The organism is Pelomicrobium sp. P1 (assembly GCF_052805615.1).
This window is the reverse complement of sequence record NZ_JBRBEM010000002.1, coordinates 1-20,935: the sequence shown is the minus strand read 5'-3', so window position 1 is coordinate 20,935 and position 20,935 is coordinate 1. Positions and strand designations below refer to the sequence as shown.

The following is a 20,935-nucleotide window of genomic DNA, read 5'->3' as shown; positions in this document are numbered from 1 at the left end:
AAGACCGATGCCGGGGGCACTTGCCCTGGAGCGGCGGGCGAAGGGCTGGGGCGGCGGTTGGACCCGATAGGGAATCAACGGCTCCACCAGGCGTAGAGCACCTGCAGGATCAGAAGGAGCGCCATAGCGAAGAGGGTCTTGTTGAGCCAGCCGTAATAGGTCGCGGTGTGGGCGCGGCTGCGCACCCGCGTTCCCCAGACGAGAAACAGGAGGCTGAGCAGGGTGAGCGGCACGGTGGCAAAGACGACTAAGCGCGTGATCTCGCCCGTAGCGGCGAGGGTCGCCGCCTGGGTCCCCTTCCCGAAGACGAAGCACAAGTTCATGATCTGCACCATGGCGGTGGGAGCGAGGCCCATGGCCATGAAATAGATCACCAGGGGCGGGATGGAAACGCTCACGGTGCCCGACAAGAAGCCGGCGAAGAGGCCCACGCTCGCCTCCGCCGTGCGCGGGGCGCGCTTGAGCCAGTCCCAGGAGAACTCCCGTAGCCGCGCCATGTTGAGATAGACGAGGATCATGAAGGCCAGCAGGAGCTTGAGCGGCTCGGCAGGCACGGCGAGCAGCACCTTGGTACCGAGCACGGCGCCGATGGGCATGTACACGGCCACCCGCCAGTGGCGCCCCAGGCTCTCGCCCCAGCGGCCCCCCTTGGCGATCAGGTAAAGGTTGACGGCGATGTTGGGCAGCACCGTGAGGATCACCGCGGTCTTCAGCTCGGTGACGAGAGCGATCAGGGCGAGGGTGATCAAGGGGAAGCCCATGCCCATGACGCCGTGTATCCAGGCGGCCGCGGCGACCACCAGGACCGCCCAGATCATCCAGGGCGAAGCGATGAAGGCGTCGATCTCTCCCATCCGACGGGGTGTCTTGGTGAAATATCCTGGCTGCCTGGAGCAGGGAGCAGAATAGGGGTCAGCGGCTAGCCAGCCATTGACCGAAGGCAAGAAAGAGCGGCGTGGAAGCCAGGCAGACTTCCCCTTCCTCCGGCGCGCCCTTCGTCTTTACGTTCGAGGCGCGACCTAGCAAGCAGCGGACGGGGAAGGACGTCCGGCCGTCAGCTCATGATGTAGTTTTCGAGCTGGCGGATGATGAACTCCTGCTCGGAGATGGTGTCCTTGACCAGGTCGCCGATGGAGATGACGCCGATCAGCCGGTCCCCTTCCATCACGGGAAGGTGGCGCACCCGCTTGTCGGTCATCAGTGCCATGCATTCTTCGTTGGTCTGATCCGGCCGCACGTAGATCACCGGCGCGCTCATCACGTCCTTCACCAGGATGTCCCGGGGCGGCTTCTCCAGCAGGAACATCTTGCGGGCGAAATCCCGCTCGGACACGATGCCCACGGGCTTGCCGTCCTCCACCGCGATCAGCGCCCCCACGTTGTGCTCGGCCATACGTTTCATCGCTTCCCGGGCGGTGGCGTCCGGGGAGATGGTGAGGACCAGATGCCCCTTGGCTTCGAGGAGCTGCCTGACGGTTTTCATGCCGCCTCCCTTGTTGTTGGCTGCGCTACGTCCGTTTTTATTTTAGGCCACCCGGGAGAAGGGGCGAAGGGCGGCCCTCAGTCGATCAGCTCGTAGGCGGGCAGGGTCAGGAACTCGACGAAGTGGTCGTCCGCCGTGATCCGGTCGAACAGCCGGGCGGCTTCCTGGTAGCGGCCGGCGTTCCAGGCTTCCTCTCCCAGGTGGGTCTTTACCTTGGGCAGCTCCTCGACGAGGAGGCTGCGGAATAGCTCCTTGGTCACCTTGCGGCCGTCCTCCAGCACTCCCTTGGGGGAGCGGATCCACTGCCAGATCTGGGAGCGGGCGATTTCGGCGGTGGCGGCGTCCTCCATGAGATGGAACACGGGAACGCAGCCGTTGCCGGAAAGCCAGGCCCCCAGGTACTGGATGCCCACCGAGACGTTGTTGCGCAGGCCCGCCTCGGTGATGGGCTTCTCCGGCTGGAAGTTGAGCAGGTCTCGAGCGCTCACCTGCACGTCGGGCCGCTGCTTGTCGTACTGGTTGGGCTTGGGCATGTACTGGTCGAAGACCGCCTTGGCCACCGGCACCAGGCCCGGATGGGCGACCCAGGTGCCGTCGCAGCCGTCGGTCACTTCCCGGATCTTGTCCTGCCGGACTTTCTCCAGCGCCTCCTCGTTGGCCTTGGGATCGTCCTTGATGGGAATCTGGGCCGCCATGCCGCCCATGGCCGGCGCGCCGCGACGGTGGCAGGTCTTGACCAGCAGCAGCGCATAGGCGCGCATGAAGGGGGCGGTCATGGTCACCTTGGCTCGGTCGGCCAGACAGAAGTCCCTGTTGGAGCGGAACTTCTTGATGCAGGAAAAGATGTAGTCCCAGCGGCCGATGTTTAAGCCCGAGGAGTGTTCCTTAAGCTCCCATAGGATCTCGTCCATCTCGAAGGCCGCCAATACGGTCTCGATCAGCACCGTGGCCTTGATGGTGCCCCGGGGGATACCCAAGGCGTCCTGGGCCCAGTTGAATACGTCGTTCCACAGCCGCGCCTCCCGGTGGCTTTCCAGCTTGGGCAGGTAGAAGTAGGGTCCCGTGCCCTGCCGGATGAGCTCCCGGGCGTTGTGGAAGAAGAACAACCCAAAGTCGAACAGGGGGCCGGACACCGGCTGGCCGTCCACCCGCATATGCCGCTCGACCAGGTGCCAGCCCCGGGGCCGCACCAGGAGCACGGCGGTCTTGTCGTTCAGCCGGTAGTGCTTGCCTGCCTGGTCGAAGGTGATGGTGCGCCGGACCGCGTCCCGCAGGTTGCGCTGGCCGTCCACCATGTTGTGCCAGGTGGGACAGTTGGCGTCCTCGAAGTCCGCCATGTAGGTGGAGGCGCCGGAATTGAGGGCGTTGATCACCATCTTGCGGTCGGTGGGCCCGGTGATCTCCACCCGCCGGTCCAGGAGATCCTTAGGCTGTGCGGCGACGGTCCATTCCGACTCCCGGATCTCCCGGGTGTCGGGGAGAAAATCGGGGAGCGCGCCGGCATCGAACGCCTCCTGCCGCTCGGCCCGGGCGTCCAGCAGCGCTTGTACCCGCCGGCCGAATTCCCGCTGCAACCTGGCGACGAAGGCGACCGCGTCGGGGGTCAGGATTTCGGCGAACTCAGGAGAAATCGGGGCTGTGATTTCGACGCCCGGCGGATACTCGAAGGGCTTGTTCATCTGCGCACTCCCTTGGAATCGTTAGCGGCACGGAAACGGCCGATTATACTGCATTGCAGCAAATGCGCGACCGTTTCAGCGGGGAGAAACCCGGCTGAGCCTGTCCGTCGTTATTTTTTAAGAATAGCGCTTCTGCAGGATGGGGGAAAACCCCGGATCGGGGGTCAGCCGGAGCGGTCCGACAAGGGGCTCTCAGGCGCCGGCAGGCAGCAGACGCCGCCGCAGGAAGGCGCTGGCGGCGTCCACGGCGACCACCAGGAGGAGCATGGCGGCGATGAGGGTAAGCGCTTGCTGTTGCTGAAACAGGCTCAAAGACACGTAGAGCATCTGTCCCAGCCCGCCGGCGCCGACGAATCCCAGGACTGTCGCCATGCGGATGTTGATCTCCCAGCGGTACAGGGCGTAGGCCACGAGCTGGGGGAAGACGCCGGGCAGCGTCCCGTAGAGAAAGGCCAGCGCCGGGGACGCGCCGCTTTCCTTGAGCGCCCGGGCGGGCTCCGGGGGTGCGTTCTCCAGGGTCTCGGCGAAGAGTCGCCCCAGCACCCCGCTCGTGTGCAAGGCCAGGGCCAAGGTGCCGGCGAAGGGCCCCAGCCCCGCCGCCAGCACCATGAGGGCCGCCCAGACCAGTTCCGGCACCGAGCGCAGGAAATTGAGCAAGAGCCGGGAGGGAAGCCGAAGGAGCTGCCCGAAGCGTCCCGCGGCCGGGAGGGAAAGGGCGAGCCCCCCGAGCACGGCCAGCAACGTCCCTACGGCGGAGATGGCCAGGGTCTCCCCGATCCCCCGGGCGACCTGCCGCAGCAGGGGGAGCGAGAGATCCGGCGGGAAGAAGCCCCGGGCGTAGGCGAGCATCTGCCGGGCTGCCTCCGGGGAAAAAAGGGCCTGCAGGTTCAGGGACAAGGCGCCGAAGGAGAGGGCGACGGCGGCCGCCAGCCCGATCCCCGCCAGCCAGCGTTCCCCTCTCATGCCACCGCCCTGCGCAGAATCGCGCTCACGCCGTCCGCCAGGAGTACCAGGAGCAGGAAGGTGAGGAGCAGGGTGCACACCTCGCCCCCTTCCAGCATGCGCATCGACAGCTCCATCTGCTGACCGAGGCCGCCCGCGCCCACGAATCCCATGATGACCGAGGCCCGCACCGCGCACTCCCAGCGATAAACGCTGTAGGACACGACCTCGGGGGCCGCCGCGGGCAGCACGCCGTAGAAGAAAGCGCCCAGGCGCCCGCTGCCCGCCTCCAGCAGCGCTCGGGCGGGGCGGGTGTCCGCCGACTCGAAAATCTCCCCGTAGATCTTGCCCAGCATGCCGCCGTAGCTCACGGCGATGGCGAGCACCGCCGCCGCCGGGCCCAGGCCCACCGCCCGCACCAGGAGGAGGGCCCACACGATCTCCGGCACCCCCCGCAGCACCGCCAGGAGCAGCCGCAAGCTCCCCCGCACCGCCTGGCCCAGCCGCCGGCCGGGACCGGGCCCGATGCGGGAGATGGAAAGGCTGCGGGCCACGGCGAAGGCGAGGGGGAAGGCGATCACCATGGCCAGAAAAGTGCCGGCGGTGGCCATGGCCAGGGTTTCCAGGGTGGCCCTGAGGGTGAGGCGCAGGAACTCGGCGTCCAGGGCGGGGGGCAGGAACAGGGCGAAAAACTGGCCCATGGTCTCCCGCTGGCGGGCGTCGAAGAACACCCCCGGGTCGAATTCGGTCCAGCGCAGCCCGGGCACCAGCAGCGCAAGGAGCAGCACCGTGGCGGCGAGCCGGGGCAGCGCCGCCAGGTCCCGGTCAGGCGGGCTCAATAACATAGGGGCTTGCGGGCAATGCCCCGGACCGGGGCGGGGAGGGGACGCCCGTCCTGTGTGGGCGGGACCGGGGTCTCCCCGGCGTAGAGGGATTCCAGCAGGCCGTCGGTGATCCGCACCGGCGGCAGATCGAACAGGATCTCTCCGTCTTTGAGGCCGATCACCCGGGGGAACCAGCGCAGGGCCAGATCCACCGCGTGCAGGCTCGCCAGCAAAACGACGCCCCGGGCCTGGGCATCCCGCTGCAGCTCCCCGATCACCCGATCCGCCAGGACGGGATCCAGGGAGGAGACCGGCTCGTCGGCCAGCATCAGGTCCGGCTGCTGGTAAAGCAGGCGGGCCACGGCCACTCGCTGGAGCTGGCCCCCGGAGAGCCGGTCGCAGCGGTCGAAGAGGCGCTCGGCCAGGTCCAGCCGCGCGAGCGCCGCCCGGGCGCCGGGAATATCCACGGGATAGGCGAGGGAGGCCAAGGCCTTCCACCAGGGCCAGCGGCCCAGGCGGCCGGCCAGCACCGCCGTTACGGTCCGCTGCCGGGGCGGGAGGGGGGGCGACTGGTGCACCATGCCGATGCGGGTGCGCAGCCTCCGAAGTGCCCGGCGCTTAAGGCGCCAGGGGTCGGACCCCAGGATTTCCACCCGCCCGCTCGTGGGCTTCAAACTGGTGGCCAGGATGCGCAGCAGGGTGGTTTTCCCGGCTCCCGAGGGGCCGATGACCGCGACTCGTTCTCCCCGCTCGATCCGCAAGCTCACGCCCCGCAGGGCGACCCGACCGCCCGGGTGGCGCAGCTCCACTTGCGCAAGGCGCAGGCTCACTTAATCAGCCCCGCAGCCCGGGCGGCGGCTTCGATGCCCTGGTAGTTCTCCGGCTTTGTCGGCACGTAGCGGGTCGCCCGCTGGAGGGCGAGGATCTCCTTGTGGGCCGGGTTCCTCGGGTCAAGTTTCAGGAAGGCGTCGGTCAGCTTCCTCACCAGGGCTGGATTCAGGTCGCCCCGCACCGTCCAGTTGTAGTCGTAATAGGGGGGCGTGGTGTAGAACACCCGGACCTGGGCCGGGTCCACTTTCCCCGATTCCACGAGCTTTTCCCATACCGAGGCGTTCAAGGCGCCGGCGTCGGCCCGGCCCGCGGCGACCCAGGCGGCGGTCGCGTCGTGGGCCCCGGAGAAGGCGACGCGCTTGAAGTCCTTCTCCGGGTGGATACCGTTTTGCATCAGGTAATAACGCGGCATCAGGTGGCCCGAGGTGGACGAAGGAGAGCCGAACACGAAGGTGCGCCCCTTTAAGTCCGTGAGCCCCTGGATGCCGCTGCCGGCGGCGGTCACAAACTTGCTGGTGAACGCTTCGTCCTCCTGGCGCTGGACGATGGGGAGGGCGTTGCCGGTGCGCAGCCGCGCTTGCACGAAGGTGAAGCCGCCGAGCCAAGCGAGATCCACTCGCCCCGCAGCCAGGGCTTCCACTACGGCAGCATAGTCGGTCACCGGGACGAAGGTGACCTTCATTCCCAGCTCGTTTTCCAGATACTTGCCCAAGGGTTCGAACTTGCGCAGAAGCTCGGTGGGGGCTTCATCGGGAATGGCGCTCACCCGCAGGGTCGTCTCGGCGGAAGCGAGGGCGGCGAAAGCCGAGAGGATGAGGGCGAGCAGCGCGCGCATAAAAACCTCCGGGGGGTTATACGAGACGGATGAGCAGAGGATTTGCGCACGCTACCATCGGACCCATGCCGCTTCAACCCTGCGGGCGACGGGGTGTTATAGGAAGGCTCGATCAGCCACGGATGGACACGGATTTCCACCGGCGAGGATCGGGGTTGTTGTCTCATCCGTGGCTCCCATGAAAATGGGTGTTCTCAGGCCAGCGCGTGGCTGCGGTCACCAGCGGCAAAGCCGAGCAGCGGCGCGGAGAGGCCGCGCCCGAGGGCGAGCACTTTGAAAAGTTCCCCCATCTCGGCGGGGGAGAGGAGCTTGTGGGCTTCCATTGCCAGGGGGAGGTAGCGGGCCGCGTCTTCCGCCGGCACCGTCGCCAGCAGCTCGAGCAGGCCGCAGTTCAGGAGGAAGCGGGCCTGGCTCGCGTAGCCCAGCACCTCCAAGCCGGCTTCCCGCGCCGCGCGGGCGGCGGCAGTGAAGTCCACGTGGGCGGTGATGTCCTGCAGCCCCGGCCACAGGAAGGGATCGTCGTGGGCCCGGTGCCGGTAATGGCACATGAGGGTGCCGGCGGCGCGCTGGGGATGGTAGTACTCCGCAGCGGGAAAGCCGTAATCGACGAAGAGCAGGACACCCTCCTCGAGAAGCCCGCCTAAAGTCCTCACCAGGGCGGGCGCGGCGAGGGAGATCTCGCTGACATAATCCGCTGGCGCCACGATCGCCTCGGCGGCGCGGCGAAGCTCCGGATGGGCGAGGGGGCGCTCGCGCCAGACGAAGGCGTCGCCCTCGACGGCCACACCCCGCTCGAACAATCCCTGCTTGCGCCAGGCCACCAGGTGCACCGGCAGGGCGTCCAACACCTCGTTTCCGATCACCGCGCCGCGAAACGCCGCCGGCAGCGCGTCGAGCCACCGCACCCGGTCCCGGAGCCGCTCCGGGAGCCGGGCCAAGCGCCTCGCCTGCTGCTCCCGCAGCGCCGGGCTCACTTCCAGGATCAGATAGGCTTCAGGCGCCCGCCCCAGGGCTTCCAGCTCGGCGAGCAGATCCTCCGCCAGCCGGCCGCTGCCCGCCCCCAGCTCCAGCACCGCCCCGCCGCAGCGCTCGAGGACCTGGGCCACTTGCCGCGCCAGGGCGCGGCCGAACAGGCGGGAGATTTCCGGCGCGGTGACGAAATCCCCCTCGGGGCCCAGCTTGGCGGCCCCCACGGCGTAGTAGCCCAGGCCCGGGGCGTACAGGGCCAGCTCCATGTAGCGGGCGAAGGAAATCCAGCCGCCGGCCCGGGCGATCTCGCCGCGGATGTGGGCCGCGACGCGCCGGCTGTGGGCCTCACCTGCCTCATCGGGCGCAGGCAGTGCGCTCATGGCGTCGGGATCGATCTCCCGGCACAGGGGAGCGGCGGGGAACAGGGACGAGTGTGGTAAATTGGCTGCTTCGATCGAACGTGGCGCAAGTGTAGTGGAAGCCGTGCTCTCGGGCCAAGTGGCCCTGGTCACCGGTGGAGCCAAGCGGGTGGGCGCCGCCATCTGCCGCTTTCTCCACGGCGCGGGGGCCCGGGTCATGATCCATCATCGGGCTTCCCGGGCCGAAGCCGAGGTCCTCGGCGCCGAGCTCAACCGGCAGCGGCCCGATTCCGCCGACATCGTCCAGGGGGACTTGCTGGACGCGGGCACCCCGGGGCGGCTGGTGGAGGCGGTGCTCGCGCGCTTCGGGCGCCTGGACATCCTGGTGAATAACGCCTCCAGCTTTTTTCCCACGGCGGTGGGGGGAATCACGGAAAGCGCCTGGCAGGACCTCATGGGCACCAACCTCAAGGCGCCCCTGTTCCTGTCCCAGGCGGCGAGCCCCGAGCTGCGCCGCCGCCGGGGCGCCATCGTCAACATCACCGACATCCACGCCGATCGGCCCATGCGCGGCTACGTGGTCTACAGCATCGCCAAGGCGGGGCTCGCGGCCCTCACCCGCTCCCTCGCCCTGGAGCTGGGCCCCGAGGTACGGGTGAACGCGGTGGCCCCCGGCCCGGTGTTGTGGCCGGAGGACAGCCACTGGTCCGCCGACATCCGCCACCGGATCATCGAGCAGGTGCCCTTGCAGCGGCAGGGAGAGCCCGAGGACATCGCCCGCGCGGTGGTGTACTTGGTGGCCTACGCCCCCTACGTGACCGGCCACACCATTGCGGTAGACGGGGGGCGTTCCGTAAGCCTTTGACCCTACGGGCCGAATACGGTCTTTGCGCGCGAAATCCAAGCAATTGATATAATACATTTTTCTTTGTGGCCGCAGCGGCTTGCGACCGCCGCGGGTGTGCGTCTCTACTTTACGGAAAAGATCATGAAATTCCGCCCCGGCAAAAAAATCAGCACCTTCTACCCGCCCCAGCGCACCCTCATGGGACCGGGGCCCTCGGACATCCATCCTCGGGTGCTCTCCGCGCTCTCCCGCCCGACCATCGGTTACCTGGACCCGGTGTTCGTCGCCATGATGGACGAGCTGAAGGCCATGCTGCGCTACGCCTTCCAGACCGCCAACGAGGTGACTTTCCCTGTCTCGGGCCCAGGCTCGGTGGGCATGGAGATCTGTTTCGTCAACATGGTGAACCCGGGCGACAAGGTGATCGTGTGCCGCAACGGGGTCTTCGGCGGCCGGATGATCGAGAACGTGGAGCGTTGCCAGGGCGTGCCCGTGGTGGTGGACGACGCCTGGGGGGAGCCCGTGGATCCCAACAAGGTGGAGGATGCGATCAAGAAGAATCCCGACGCCAAGATCCTCGCCTTCGTGCACGCGGAAACTTCCACCGGGGTGCTCTCCGACGCCAAGACGCTGTGCGAGATCGCCCACCGGTATGGGCTGATGACCCTCGTGGACACGGTGACCTCGCTGGGCGGAGTGCCGGTGAAAGTGGACGAATGGGGTATCGACGCCTGCTATTCCGCGAGCCAGAAATGCCTGTCCTGCACGCCCGGGCTCTCCCCCGTGACCTTCAGCGACCGGGTGGTGGAGATGGTGAGAAAACGGGAGGAAAAGGTCCATAGCTGGTTCCTGGACCTGGGGCTGCTCCTCACCTATTGGGGCGACACCACCCGCACCTACCACCACACGGCCCCCACCAACAGCCTGTACGCGCTGCACGAAGCGCTCCTCATGCTGCAGGAAGAGGGACTGGAGCGCGCTTGGGCCCGCCATCGGCGCAACCACCTGGCCCTCAAGGCCGGCCTGGAGACCTTCGGGCTCGAACTCCTGGTCAAGCCCGAGTACCGGCTGCCCCAGATGAACGCGGTCAAAGTCCTGCCCGGCGTGGATGAGGCGGAAGTTCGCCGCCGGCTACTGCACGACTACAACCTGGAGCTGGGCGCGGGCTTGGGCGACCTCAAGGGCAAGATCTGGCGCTTCGGCATCATGGGCTACTCCTGCAAGATGGAGAACGTGATGCTGTGCCTGTGCGCGCTGGAGACCGTGTTCGCCGACATGGGGTTGAAGGTGGAATTCGGCGCCGCCGAGGCCGCGGCCTACCACGCCTACGCCAAGAACCCCTCGCCCTTGCGCCCGGGCGACGCCGCCCGGGTGGCGGTGGCCTAGCGGACGTCGCCGCAGCCGTCTTACCCTCCGGGTTCCCGGGCGCATCCGATCGGACTCTCCCCGCCGGTGGAAGCCCTCCGCCTCATCTTGCGCACAGGGCCCGCCCGCGCTCATGCAGCCGCGGGCAGGCTGGCATGTTTCGGTTGGCAAGGGGAAGACTCGCCTCGTTTCCTTTGGAAACGGGCGCGGGCTTCGCGCCGACGCCGACCGTCTTGATATAAGCGCATATTTTTTTTGCGGAAAAGGCGATCGGACGGAAGGCGTCCGTCGCTGGTACGAATCCTGCAGAAGGGGTGGGAACGTATTGTTTAGTCCAGGAGAGAGGTCGCGATGTCCAGAAATGCCACTCAATGGGCCCAGCGCCCCAAGTTCCCCCCGACCCATTACGTGGACACCCGGGTCTATACCAGCGAGGAGTTGTTCCGCGAGGAGATCGACAAGATCTTCAACAAAGTGTGGATCATCGCCTGTCACGAAAGCGAGATCCCCAACCCCTACGATTACCGCACCTTCCGCCACCCGGGGGGTGAGAACCTGATCATCATCCGCGGCGACGACGACCGGATTCGCGCCTTCTACAACATCTGCCCGCACCGGGGGAACGTGATCCTCTACGACCCCTCGGGCAACGCCAAGCGCATGACCTGCATCTTCCACGCCTGGTCGTTCGACTGCCGCGGCAACTGCATCGACATCTCCCGAGGCAAGGAGGGATACCAGGACCGGCTGAAGTTGGAGGACGTGGGCTTGAGGGAAGTGCGCTGCGAGGTGGGCTACGGCGGCTTCGTGTGGGTCAACGTGGACGACAACGCGTGCACGCTGAAGGAATACATCGGCGACGCGCTCTCCATGCTGGAGCCCCACATGCAGGAGCCGCTGGAGGTGTTCCACTTCCACAAGGCCGTGGTGAACACCAATTACAAGTTGTGGCACGACACCAACAGCGAGTTCTACCACGACTACATGCACTACTTTAACCGCATCACCGGCATGCTCCAGCCCGGCTATTTCGACCGCAAGTACGTGGGCTATCCCAACGGCCACGCCTCGGTGGGCTCCATGGAGATCAAGTACGACAAGTACGAGGGCAGCAAGGACCGCAAGGTGGGCTGGCCGGGGCTTGCGCCGGGGGGGTGGATCCTGATCGACATCTTCCCGGGAATGACCTACAACCTGCGCACCTCGGTGTTGCGCATGGACACGGCCATCCCGCTGGGCCCCAATAAGGTGATCATCGAGTTCCGCGGCCTGGGGCTCAAACGCGACACGCCCGAGATGCGCGCCGAACGCATCTACGATCACAACATGATCTGGGGACCGTTCGGGCGCAACCTCCACGAGGACCTGCTGGGCGTGCACGGCCAGGGCATTGCCATGCGCGACGAGCGCACCGACAGCCGCTGGGTGCTGCACGGTCGCGAGGAGAACATGACCATCCACGACGAAGGCGGCATGCGCCACTACTACGCCGAATGGAGCCGGCGCATGGGCCGGGCGGCTTACGACCCGTTCGGCGATCGGGGTCTGGCCGGAAAGGCGGCCGCCGCTTAAACGGGGCACAGGGCGCCCGCCCGGGGGCACGGCCCCGCGGGCGGCGCGGCCGGAGCGAGGAGAGCTATGAGCAACGCTAGAACCATGGTCGAAGAGCTGGTCTACAGATCGTGCATGCTCTTGGACGAAAAGGACTTCAAGGGATACCTGGATCTGTGCGATCCGGAGTTTCGCTACACCATCACCGCGTACAGCCCAGAGATCAAGCGGGAGATGACCTGGCTCGAACACGACAAGGCCGGGATACAGACTCTGTTCAACAATCTGCCGCGCCACAACAGCGATCATTCGCCCCTCACCCGCCACGTCACCGTGTACACCGTGACGGTGGACGACGCCAAGAAGGAGGCGCAGGTGGTCTCGGGTCTGCAGGTGTTCAAGACCACCCTGGACGGGGGCATCACGGAATTATTCGGCGTGGGCAAGCTCTACGACACCGTGCGGCTCAACGGGGACAGCGCCAGGCTCCTGCGGCGCAACGTGCGGCTGGATACGCGGATGCTGGGCATCGGCTACCACATTCCATTTTGACCCCGCCGGCGCGCAGCCGCTGGCCATAACGACAAAGGAAGAGGATGAAGGTGCAGGTCAACGCCCGCAACCGGGCGTACCAGTTCGAATGTGCCCCTGGGGAGAAGATTTTGTTCGCGGGCCTGCGCAACGCTGTGGACCTGCCCTACGAGTGCGGCAGCGGCACCTGCGGCACGTGTAAGGCGAAGCTGATCGAGGGGGAGATCCACGACCCCTGGCCCCAGGCGCCGGGCACCCGCCTGCTGAAGAGCGCCCAGGGCGAATTCCTCATGTGCCAGTGCGAGCCGAAGAGCGACCTCTCCATCGAGGTGGCCAACTTCGTCTACTACGCCGACCCGGGCGCCTGTATCCCGGCTTTCTACCACGGGCGCATCGAGTCCCAGGCGCGGCTCACCCATGACGTGCTGGCCTTCCGCGTGGCGCTGGATGCCCCCATGGACTTCGACGCCGGCCAGTTCGTGCTGGCGGAGGCCCCTGCGGTGCGGGGCTTTCGCGGCTACTCCATGGTCAACTTCGAGCGGCGGGCGAGCCGTCTCGAGTTCGTGGTGAAGAAAAAGCCCGGCGGGGGCTTCTCCGAGTGGCTCTTCGACGGGAGCGTGCAAGGGGCTGAGCTTCGCCTCTTCGGGCCCTTGGGCAAGGCCACCTTCTACCCGGGGCTCGGCAAGAACGTCCTGTGCATCGCCGGAGGCAGCGGGATCGCCGGCATGATGTCCATTCTCTCCCGCGGCTGCCAGGAGCGCTACTTTAGCCAGTACAAGGGCTACGTCTTCTTCGGCGTGCGCTCGGCGCGGGACGTCTTCTATCTCGAGGCGCTGGAGGGCTTCCGCCGGGAGTTTCCCGACAACCTCGAGATCACCGTGGCGCTCTCCGACGAGCCGGTGCCGCAGGCGCTCGTCGACCGTTACCCGGGGCTTGCCTTCGACCAGGGGCTGGTGCACGAGGTGGCGGCAAGACGCATGGAAGGAAGGTACCAGAACGTGCGGGCGTATCTCGCCGGCCCGCCGCCCGCGGTGGAGGCGGCAATCCGCATGCTGTTGCTCAAGGCTAAATTGACCACCGACAACATCCGCTACGACAAATTCAGCTAAGGTCCACGGCGTGAGCAAGAAAATGGTATGCCGGGTGGAAGAGGTTCCGCCTGGCGCTCTGAAAGAGGTCGAGGTGGAAAGCGGGCTCAAGGTGCTGGTGGCCAACGCGGGCGGGGACTTTTACGCCTGCCAGGCCATCTGCCCTCACCAGGAGGTGCCCCTGTGCGAGGGCCTGTTCGACGGCGAGGTGCTCACCTGCCACATGCACCTATGGCAATGGGATATCCGCACGGGCGCGCCCCAGGGCCTTGCGGAATCGCCTTTGCAGATCTTCGACATCACGGTGGAGGACGGCGCGATCTATCTCGCGCCGCCGAGCGCCTTGGACTCCTCCGAGCTGTTCAAGGGGCTGCCGCGGGAAACCCTGGCCGCGCTCCAGGCGCTGTGCAGGTCCGAGACCCATCCCGAGGGGAGCACCTTGTACCGGGTTGGAGACCCTGCGGAAGACCTCTATATCCTGGAGAGCGGGCGGGTGGAGTTCTTGATCGGGCGCGACGAGCGCACTACGCCGGCAGGGTTCGTGCTGCGCACCGGCGAAGTATTCGGCTGGGCGGCCCTCATGGACGGGCAGCCGTCCCGGATCGCCCGGGCGACTTGTTTGGAGAAGTCTTCGGTGTTGCGGATGAACGGAAGAGAGGTGCTCAAGGTTCTGGAGTCCGACCCGGCGTCGGGGTATCTGGTGATGCGGCGGCTGGCCGAGCTGATCACCCGTTACCTCACGGCTTCCGGAGCGAAGTAGCAGGCGTTCGCGGCCCGGATCGGAGGCCAGATTCCCGGCCGCCGCTCCGGAACGACAAAAAGTGGAAAAAGCCGCGCGTTCAATCATCCTTAATCCTTAGGAGATAGGAGGGCAAAATGAGCATTTTATCCAGTGAGCGGTTCAAAGCGGGCGCACGGCGGGTATTGGGGTTGGCCGGGGCGGCCGTGTTCGGGCTCTCGGCGAGCGCCGGCCTCGCCCAGCAGACCCTGAGCTTCGGCAAGCCGGGCGAGCCGGTCAAGCTGGTGGTGGGCTACCAGCCCTATTACACCGAGTCCTGGTCCGGCGTGGTGATGCGTGGGAAAAAATTCTACGAGAAATACCTGCCCAAGGGCTCCGAGGTGGAGTTCCAGATCGGCCTCCAGGGTGCCATCATCGTCAACAACATGCTGGCCGGCAAGCAGCACATCGGCTACATGGGGGACATGCCGGCCATCGTGTCCACAACCAAGCAGAACGTGGCCGACATCCGCATCGTCGCCAACCTGGGACTGGGCTGGGACCAGTGCAACGCCTTCCTGGTGCGCACCGACGCGCCGGAGTTCAAGAGCGACAAGGAAGCCATCCAGTGGCTGAACGGCAAGCAGGTGGCGGTGCCTAAGGGAAGCTGTACCGACCGCTTCGCCCAGGCGGTGTTCAAGAAGTACAACGTCCAGCCGGCGGCCTATCTCAACCAGAACATCGAAGTGATCACCAGCGGCTTCCGCGCCAAGAAGCTGGACGCGGCGGTCATGTGGGAACCCACCACCTCCCGGCTGATCGAGGAGGGGCTGGCGCGGCTGGTGGCCACCGGCCGCTCGGCCCAGGAGAACGACGGCGGCTTCCTCGCCATGCGGGCCGATCTGATCCAGCAGCGGCCCGACGTGGTGAAGGCTTGGCTGCAGGCGGAGCTGGACGCCCAGCTTTTCCTGGCCGACCCCAAGAACGCGGCCGAAGTGGTCCGGATGGCTCAGGAGCAGACCACGGGGTTCCCGGCTAAGGCGTTGTGGAGGTCGGCCTACGGCGAGCATGCCAAGGAGGCCGGGGGCGGGCCGGAGCGCATCCTCCTGCACTATACCATCACCCCCGAGGCGGAAGAGCTGATCAAGCGGGCGACGGCCTTCCTCTACGAGATCAAGACCATCAACACGCCGACGCTGCGTCCCGAGGCGGTCATGCCCCAGTTCACCCAGGAGATCCTCAAGGAGCGTGGTCTGAAGGCGCCCATCGGGATCGTCAAAGCCTTGCCTGAATCGGAGTTCCAGGCGGCATTCAAGCAATAAGAGCAACGGTGGCCGGCCGCCCAGCGGCCGGCCACCCCGACCCACAGGGGCGAGAATTACTTCAGCGAAACCCCAGGAGGAGGTAACGGGCATGGAATTGGCCACGAGGACGGTCCGGACGGAGGACACCGTTGGCCTGCTCAAAAGCGCGATGCCGTTCCAGGTGGTCTCCAACGAGATGCTGGAAGCTATTGCGCGGGCGGCGCGGCGAGTCTCGTATAAGGCTGGCGAAGTGATCTATAACCGCGGCGACCGGGCCGACGATCTGTTCGTGGTGGTACGCGGGCGTGTGGAGCACGTCCTCGGGCCGGGGGCCGGCGCCACTAACCTGCTGCGCATTCTGGGGCCCGGCGAGGTTTTCGGCTGGGCGGCACTGCTCAAGAGCCAACCCTACCGGCTGGCCAAATCTACCGCCGTCGAAGATACCGAGTGTCTGGCGATCAACGGCGACGCCCTGCTGCGCATCCTGGAGTCGGACCCGGAGACGGGCGACGTGGTGATGAGCCGCTTTGCCACCATGATCACCCGGGATTTCACCGTGCCGGAGTGGGTGGCGCAACTGCGGCCGGTGGGCCGGCGCGCGGCGCCCCAACAGTTGACGGGGCTGGCGCTCACCATGTTCCGGTTGGCCCAGTGGCTGAGGAGCCCGCGCCCCTATCTCATGGCGATCGGCTTTTCCCTGGTTCTCGGCTTCTGGTACCTGGCGGTGGAAGTATGGAAGCTGCCGCGATTCGAGCAGATGCCAGGGCTTACCGCGGTGGTCAAGGAATGGTTGAGCCCCGACCCGGCCTACGGCCTCTCCATTTATACCCCCGAATACTACCAGCACATCTGGGTGAGCTGCCGACGGGTCGGCATCGCCTTCTTCCTGGCTACCGCACTCGGCGTGCCCTTGGGGTTGTTCCTCGGCTGGTCGCCGAAGTTCAAGGAATACGTGTTTCCGGTGTTCGAGATGCTGCGGCCGATCCCGATCCTCGCCTGGGTGCCCCTGGCGATTCTCATGTTCAAGGGCCTAGAGACGCCGGTCATCTTCCTTACCTTCCTCGCCTCGTTTTACGCTACCGCGCTGAACACCATGCTGGGGGTGCAGTCCATCGACGAGTCCTATTTCCGCGCCGCCTATTGCCTGGGGGCGAGCCGCTGGCAGACTTTCCGCCACATCATCATCCCCGGGGCGCTGCCCTTCATCTTCACCGGATTGCAGATCTCGGTGGGGGTGGCCTGGTTTTCCCTGGTGGCCGCGGAGATGGTATCCGGCCAGTTCGGCCTGGGCTACGTGATCAACAACTCCTACACCACCGTGCGCTATCCCACCATCATCATCGGCATGGTGACCCTGGGCGCGGTCGGCTACATCACCAGCGCCCTGGTGCGGATCGTCGGAGACCACCTGATGCAATGGCGAGTTCGCGAGCTCGCTTTGGGAGGGCAATCATGATGAGGGAGCCGTCCGCCAACTTCGCGCCGCTGAGCCCCACGGGCAAGGGCGCCATCCGCATCCAGGACGTGGTCAAGATCTACGACCCGGACGGGGCGGCGGTGCTGGCGGTGGACCACTGCTCGGTGGACATCGCCCCCGGCGAGATCTGCATGATCGTAGGCCCTTCGGGGTGCGGCAAGACCACGCTCCTCAACGCCATCGCCGGCTTCCACAGCATCAACTCCGGCGCCATCTACCTGGACGGGGAAATGCTGTGCGGGCCAGGCAAGCCCAAGGCGGAGCCGGGGCCCGACCGCATCGTGGTGTTCCAGAACGGTGCCCTCTTCCCCTGGAAGACCGTGCTGGAGAACGTGGCCTTCGGTCCGGTCATGCAGGGCAAGATGACCTGGAAGGAGGCGTGCGAAAAGGCCCGGGGAATGATGGCGGACGCAGGGCTCTCGGGCACCGAGCAGAGCTATCCGGGAGAGCTCTCCTCCGGGGTGCGGCGCCGGGTGGAGATCGTGCGGGCCCTCATGAACGATCCCAAGGTGCTGCTCTTGGACGAGCCGTACCGGGCCTTGGATTCCCTCACCAAGTCGGTGATGCACGAAGCGCTGCTGGAGATCTACTACAAGAACAAGGTCACCATTTTCTTCATCACCCATGACCTGGAAGAAGCGATTTTCTTGGGGCACCGGGTGGTCATCATGACCACGCGACCGTGCAAGCCGAAGAAAATCCTCGAAGTGGACATCCCCCATCCGCGGGATTACGGCGTGCTCACGGCGCCGCGCTTCCGCGAGCTGATGGACGAGACCATGGAGGCGGTGCACGAGGAGGCGCTGAAAGCCTTCGCCGCCGGCGAGAAGGAGGGTTGATCCGTGGACGTGGCAGCGATCAGGAAAACCCTGTTTAGCCGCACCGTGGGGCGCGGCATTGTATCCATCGCGGTGTTCGTGCTCCTTTGGGAGGTCGGCTCGCGCTGGAAACAGTGGTTCGGCTTCGAGCTGCCCTGGATCGGAGCGGTGCCGGCCCCCTCGTCGGTGATCGAGGTGTGGCTCGGGCTGCTCTACGATCTGGGCTACTGGCTGAGCTGGTACAAGAGCACCTTGCGGGTGTTCGCCGGCTTCATCGCGGCCATGATCGTGGGCATCCCCTTCGGGCTCATGATGGCCATCAGCCGCACGGCCTACGGCGTCCTGTTCCCGCCCTTCGAGGTGTTGCGCCCGATCCCGCCCCTTGCCTGGGTGCCGGCCTCCATCATTTTCTGGCCGACCCAGGAGATGTCCATCGCCTTCGTCACCTTCCTGGGGGCGTTCTACACCATCGTGATCAATGTGCTGGGGGGCGCCAAGTCCATCGACGTGCGCTATTTCCAGGCGGCCCGCTCCATGGGGGCGACGCGCTGGAACGTGTTCCGTCGCATCATCCTGCCCGGCACATTGCCCTCCATCGTGGTGGGGGCGGCGGTGGGCATGGGCATCACCTGGGAGGTGGTGGTGGCCGCGGAAATGATCTCCGGCGGCGGGGGCGCCATCCAGGCGAGCGGGGCCGGGGGCGGCCTCGGGTTTTTCATCTGGAACTCCTACGTCGGGGGCTCCTACGAGCAGATCGTGGTGGGCATGATCTCCATCGGCATCGCCGGGTATATCTCCAGCGGCATCGTGCGCAAGCTGGGCGAGCTGTCCACCCCCTGGTTAAGGGTCCGGTAGAACTCGGGAGACGCTTCAATGGCAACGGTACTCAAAACGACCTCCAGAGCCGGCCTCGGCAAGGTGCAGGCCGGTGAAATCGAGGTCAATCAGGTCAGCAAGTCCTACGGCGTGGAACGGTTCGCCAAGGAGGTGGTCAAGGATTGCTCGTTCACGGTGCAGCGCCACAAGCTCACCGTGATGATCGGCCCCTCCGGTTGCGGCAAGAGCACCTTGATCCGCCTGATGGCGGGCTTCGAACAGCCCTCGAGCGGCACCATCACTCTGGATGAAAAGCCCGTGAGCGGTCCAAGTCACGACAGACTGGTCGTCTTCCAGGAAACGGCCCTGTTCCCCTGGATGACCACTTACGAGAACATCATGTACGGACCGAAGGCGCGGGGCGAGGACACGCAAAAAAACCGGGAATTCGCCGAGTTCCTGCTGGATAAGGTGGGGCTCACCCAATTCCGCGACAAGTACCCGAACCAGCTCTCGGGGGGCATGCAGCGGCGGGCGGAACTGGCTCGCGCCATGATCAACAACCCCTCCGTGATGCTCCTGGACGAGCCGTTCCGCGGGCTCGACGCCATGACCAAGGAGTTGATGTGGGAGTACTACGCGGCGCTTTTCGAGGAGACCCGTCGTACCAACTTTTTTGTCACCACCGACATCGACGAGGCGATCTTTCTCGCCGACCGGCTGCTTATCATGACCAACATCCCCACTCGGGTGCGAGCGGTGCTGGAAGTGGACGTACCCCGTCCCAGGAAGCTCAAGGATATCGTCGAGAACGACCGGGCCAACGACATTAAAATGCAGGCCCTGTCCCTGCTCCACGAGGAGGCGATGAAGTCCTTCGCCGGGGGCAGCAAGGCAGCGGCGGATTTCGTGGAAGCCTACTCCCGCAGGATAGCGAAACGCTGATGGACTGGCTGCTCAACCGGGAAGTGGTGATCGCCCTGGCGGTGGTCGGAGCGCTGGCGGCGCTCGCCGCCTCCCTGTTCCAGGAGCGGCTCGGGCATGTGCGGACCGCATGGCTCAACCGTTGCGCCTATGCCCTGACCGGTGCCAGCATCATGATTTTTATCGTGCTCGGGTTCCTGACGCCCGCTTGAGAGGGAACGGGCGGGTCTTCGGAAAAAGGGCGAGGAGTCGAAAGTGACGGCGAAGATCATCGACGGGGTGGCCGTGGCGGCCAAGGTGCGGGCGGGTTACCGGGCCCGGGTCGAGGCGTTGAAGGCTCGGGGCGTGGTGCCGGGGCTAGCGGTGGTGATGGTGGGGGAGAACCCCGCCTCCAAGGTGTACGTGGGCAACAAGGTGAAGGCTTGCCGGGAGGTGGGGCTGCACTCGGAGGTGCACAGCTTCCCCGCCGATACTCCCCAGGAAGAGGTGCTGCGGGCGATCGAAGCGCTCAACGCCGATCCGGCGATCCACGGCATCATCGTGCAGTTGCCCCTGCCGCCCCACTACAACATGCGCCGATTGCTGGAGGCCATCGATCTTTCCAAGGACGTGGACGGCTTTCACCTGTACAACGTGGGGGGGCTGGTGATCGGCGACACGGTCTTTCCCCCCTGTACCCCCTACGGCGTGCAGGTGCTGCTCGAGCACACCGGCATCCCCATCGAGGGGCAGAACGTGGTGGTGGTGGGCGCCTCCAACATCGTGGGCAAGCCCATGGCCTTGATGCTCCTGGCCCGGGAGGCGACGGTGGCTATCTGCCACATCAAGACGCGGGAGCTAGCCCAGTTTACTATCCTCGCCGACATCCTGGTGGTGGCGGCGGGGCGGCCCAACCTGATTACTGCCCCCATGGTCAAGCGCGGAGCGGTGGTGATCGACGTGGGCATCAACCGGCTGCCGGACGGGCGGCTGGTGGGAGACGTGGACTTCGACGCGGTAAAGGAGAAAGCGTCCTGGATCACCCCGGTGCCTGGGGGTGTGGGGCCGATGACGGTGACCATGCTCTTGGGCAACACCATCGCCGCCGCCGAGCGCCAGCTCGAGCGAGCGCTCAAGCAAGGCGGAACCCGGGTGGCGGTCTGACGAGCCCGCAGGGCTTCGCGGCAGTCGCTTCTCGAACCGTGGAAGGCAGTCTCGCCACACACCGGCTATAACGTCGTGGCATCCCTTCCGCATCTGCTGACGGTCGATTTGCGAGAAATGGTTCCGTTTAGGCTTTGTTCGATCTCTTTCTCTATTTTTATCGAATATGCTGAGCGACATTGAAATCGCGCAACGTGCCAAGATGAAGCGCATCCGGGAGGTGGCCGAGGGGCTGGGGGTTCCCGAGGACGCCCTGGAGCCCTACGGGCATTACAAGGCGAAGGTGTCGCTCGAGTGGGTGGAAAGCCTCAAGTCGCGCCGCGACGGCAAGCTCATCCTGGTGACCGCGATCAGTCCCACCCCCGCAGGGGAGGGCAAGACCACCACCACGGTGGGGCTAGGCGATGCGCTGAACCGCATTGGCAAGAAAG

Annotated in this window: 22 protein-coding genes; 14 read left to right on the top strand and 8 right to left on the bottom strand. The window is 65.9% G+C overall.

Annotated features, from left to right (window positions below):
• Nucleotides 1–74: 74 nt before the first annotated feature.
• The 8 genes from ACUVYZ_RS02185 to ACUVYZ_RS02150 all read right to left on the bottom strand — a co-directional run bounded on the left by ACUVYZ_RS02185 (nt 75) and on the right by ACUVYZ_RS02150 (nt 7,943).
• Nucleotides 75–854: a sulfite exporter TauE/SafE family protein gene (locus ACUVYZ_RS02185; protein WP_439932812.1), complete on the bottom strand. Its 780-nt coding sequence runs from the start codon at nt 852–854 to the stop codon at nt 75–77.
• A gap of 200 nt (nt 855–1,054) precedes the next feature.
• The gene (locus ACUVYZ_RS02180) at nt 1,055–1,483 is read right to left on the bottom strand and encodes a CBS domain-containing protein (RefSeq protein WP_439932811.1); all 429 of its coding nucleotides are present in this window, start codon (nt 1,481–1,483) and stop codon (nt 1,055–1,057) included.
• Between the two features lie 77 nt (nt 1,484–1,560).
• Entirely contained in the window at nt 1,561–3,162 is a 1,602-nt protein-coding gene (gene aceB / locus ACUVYZ_RS02175; RefSeq protein WP_439932810.1) for a malate synthase A, read from the bottom strand.
• A 192-nt stretch (nt 3,163–3,354) separates the two neighbouring features.
• A complete protein-coding gene (gene phnE / locus ACUVYZ_RS02170) occupies nt 3,355–4,125 on the bottom strand; it encodes a phosphonate ABC transporter, permease protein PhnE (protein WP_439932809.1) in 771 nt (256 codons plus the stop codon).
• Nucleotides 4,122–4,949 carry a PhnE/PtxC family ABC transporter permease gene (locus tag ACUVYZ_RS02165; RefSeq protein ID WP_439932808.1) on the bottom strand — a complete coding sequence of 276 codons (828 nt, stop codon included), beginning with the start codon at nt 4,947–4,949 and terminating at the stop codon, nt 4,122–4,124. Before ACUVYZ_RS02165 ends, phnE begins: the two co-directional genes overlap by 4 nt.
• Nucleotides 4,940–5,758 (bottom strand): phosphonate ABC transporter ATP-binding protein, encoded by an 819-nt coding sequence (locus tag ACUVYZ_RS02160; RefSeq protein ID WP_439932807.1) that lies wholly within the window; start codon nt 5,756–5,758, stop codon nt 4,940–4,942. Before ACUVYZ_RS02160 ends, ACUVYZ_RS02165 begins: the two co-directional genes overlap by 10 nt.
• Complete coding sequence (locus tag ACUVYZ_RS02155; RefSeq protein ID WP_439932806.1) at nt 5,755–6,594, bottom strand: putative selenate ABC transporter substrate-binding protein; 840 nt, start codon at nt 6,592–6,594, stop codon at nt 5,755–5,757. The genes ACUVYZ_RS02160 and ACUVYZ_RS02155 overlap by 4 nt, the downstream gene beginning before the upstream one ends.
• Nucleotides 6,595–6,788: 194 nt before the next feature.
• Nucleotides 6,789–7,943: a class I SAM-dependent methyltransferase gene (locus ACUVYZ_RS02150; protein ID WP_439932805.1), complete on the bottom strand. Its 1,155-nt coding sequence runs from the start codon at nt 7,941–7,943 to the stop codon at nt 6,789–6,791.
• Between the two features lie 94 nt (nt 7,944–8,037).
• On the opposite strand from ACUVYZ_RS02150, the gene ACUVYZ_RS02145 reads away from it, so the two are divergent.
• The 14 genes from ACUVYZ_RS02145 to ACUVYZ_RS02080 form a co-directional block, all read left to right on the top strand.
• Complete coding sequence (locus ACUVYZ_RS02145; protein ID WP_446033022.1) at nt 8,038–8,787, top strand: pteridine reductase; 750 nt, start codon at nt 8,038–8,040, stop codon at nt 8,785–8,787.
• Nucleotides 8,788–8,910: 123 nt separating this feature from the next.
• Entirely contained in the window at nt 8,911–10,155 is a 1,245-nt protein-coding gene (locus ACUVYZ_RS02140) for a pyridoxal-phosphate-dependent aminotransferase family protein (RefSeq protein WP_439932803.1), read from the top strand.
• 330 nt (nt 10,156–10,485) lie between these two features.
• Entirely contained in the window at nt 10,486–11,706 is a 1,221-nt protein-coding gene (locus tag ACUVYZ_RS02135) for an aromatic ring-hydroxylating oxygenase subunit alpha (protein ID WP_439932802.1), read from the top strand.
• Nucleotides 11,707–11,772: 66 nt separating this feature from the next.
• Nucleotides 11,773–12,237 carry an aromatic-ring-hydroxylating dioxygenase subunit beta gene (locus ACUVYZ_RS02130; protein WP_439932801.1) on the top strand — a complete coding sequence of 155 codons (465 nt, stop codon included), beginning with the start codon at nt 11,773–11,775 and terminating at the stop codon, nt 12,235–12,237.
• Between the two features lie 44 nt (nt 12,238–12,281).
• Entirely contained in the window at nt 12,282–13,325 is a 1,044-nt protein-coding gene (locus tag ACUVYZ_RS02125) for a 2Fe-2S iron-sulfur cluster-binding protein (RefSeq protein ID WP_439932800.1), read from the top strand.
• A 10-nt stretch (nt 13,326–13,335) separates the two neighbouring features.
• A complete protein-coding gene (locus ACUVYZ_RS02120) occupies nt 13,336–14,064 on the top strand; it encodes a Rieske 2Fe-2S domain-containing protein (protein WP_439932799.1) in 729 nt (242 codons plus the stop codon).
• A 116-nt stretch (nt 14,065–14,180) separates the two neighbouring features.
• Nucleotides 14,181–15,344, top strand: coding sequence for an ABC transporter substrate-binding protein (locus tag ACUVYZ_RS02115; RefSeq protein ID WP_439932798.1), 1,164 nt, complete (start codon nt 14,181–14,183; stop codon nt 15,342–15,344).
• A gap of 91 nt (nt 15,345–15,435) precedes the next feature.
• Complete coding sequence (locus ACUVYZ_RS02110; RefSeq protein WP_439932797.1) at nt 15,436–16,782, top strand: ABC transporter permease subunit; 1,347 nt, start codon at nt 15,436–15,438, stop codon at nt 16,780–16,782.
• Entirely contained in the window at nt 16,779–17,642 is an 864-nt protein-coding gene (locus ACUVYZ_RS02105) for an ABC transporter ATP-binding protein (RefSeq protein ID WP_439932796.1), read from the top strand. The genes ACUVYZ_RS02110 and ACUVYZ_RS02105 overlap by 4 nt, the downstream gene beginning before the upstream one ends.
• 3 nt (nt 17,643–17,645) lie before the next feature.
• A complete protein-coding gene (locus tag ACUVYZ_RS02100; RefSeq protein WP_439932795.1) occupies nt 17,646–18,476 on the top strand; it encodes an ABC transporter permease in 831 nt (276 codons plus the stop codon).
• A gap of 18 nt (nt 18,477–18,494) precedes the next feature.
• A complete protein-coding gene (locus ACUVYZ_RS02095; protein ID WP_439932794.1) occupies nt 18,495–19,382 on the top strand; it encodes an ABC transporter ATP-binding protein in 888 nt (295 codons plus the stop codon).
• Entirely contained in the window at nt 19,382–19,573 is a 192-nt protein-coding gene (locus tag ACUVYZ_RS02090) for a hypothetical protein (protein WP_439932793.1), read from the top strand. The genes ACUVYZ_RS02095 and ACUVYZ_RS02090 overlap by 1 nt, the downstream gene beginning before the upstream one ends.
• Nucleotides 19,574–19,616: 43 nt before the next feature.
• Complete coding sequence (gene folD, locus ACUVYZ_RS02085; RefSeq protein ID WP_439932792.1) at nt 19,617–20,504, top strand: bifunctional methylenetetrahydrofolate dehydrogenase/methenyltetrahydrofolate cyclohydrolase FolD; 888 nt, start codon at nt 19,617–19,619, stop codon at nt 20,502–20,504.
• Nucleotides 20,505–20,673: 169 nt separating this feature from the next.
• Nucleotides 20,674–20,935, top strand: a 262-nt coding sequence (locus tag ACUVYZ_RS02080) for a formate--tetrahydrofolate ligase (protein WP_446033021.1), incomplete at its 3' end; no start/stop codon positions are given.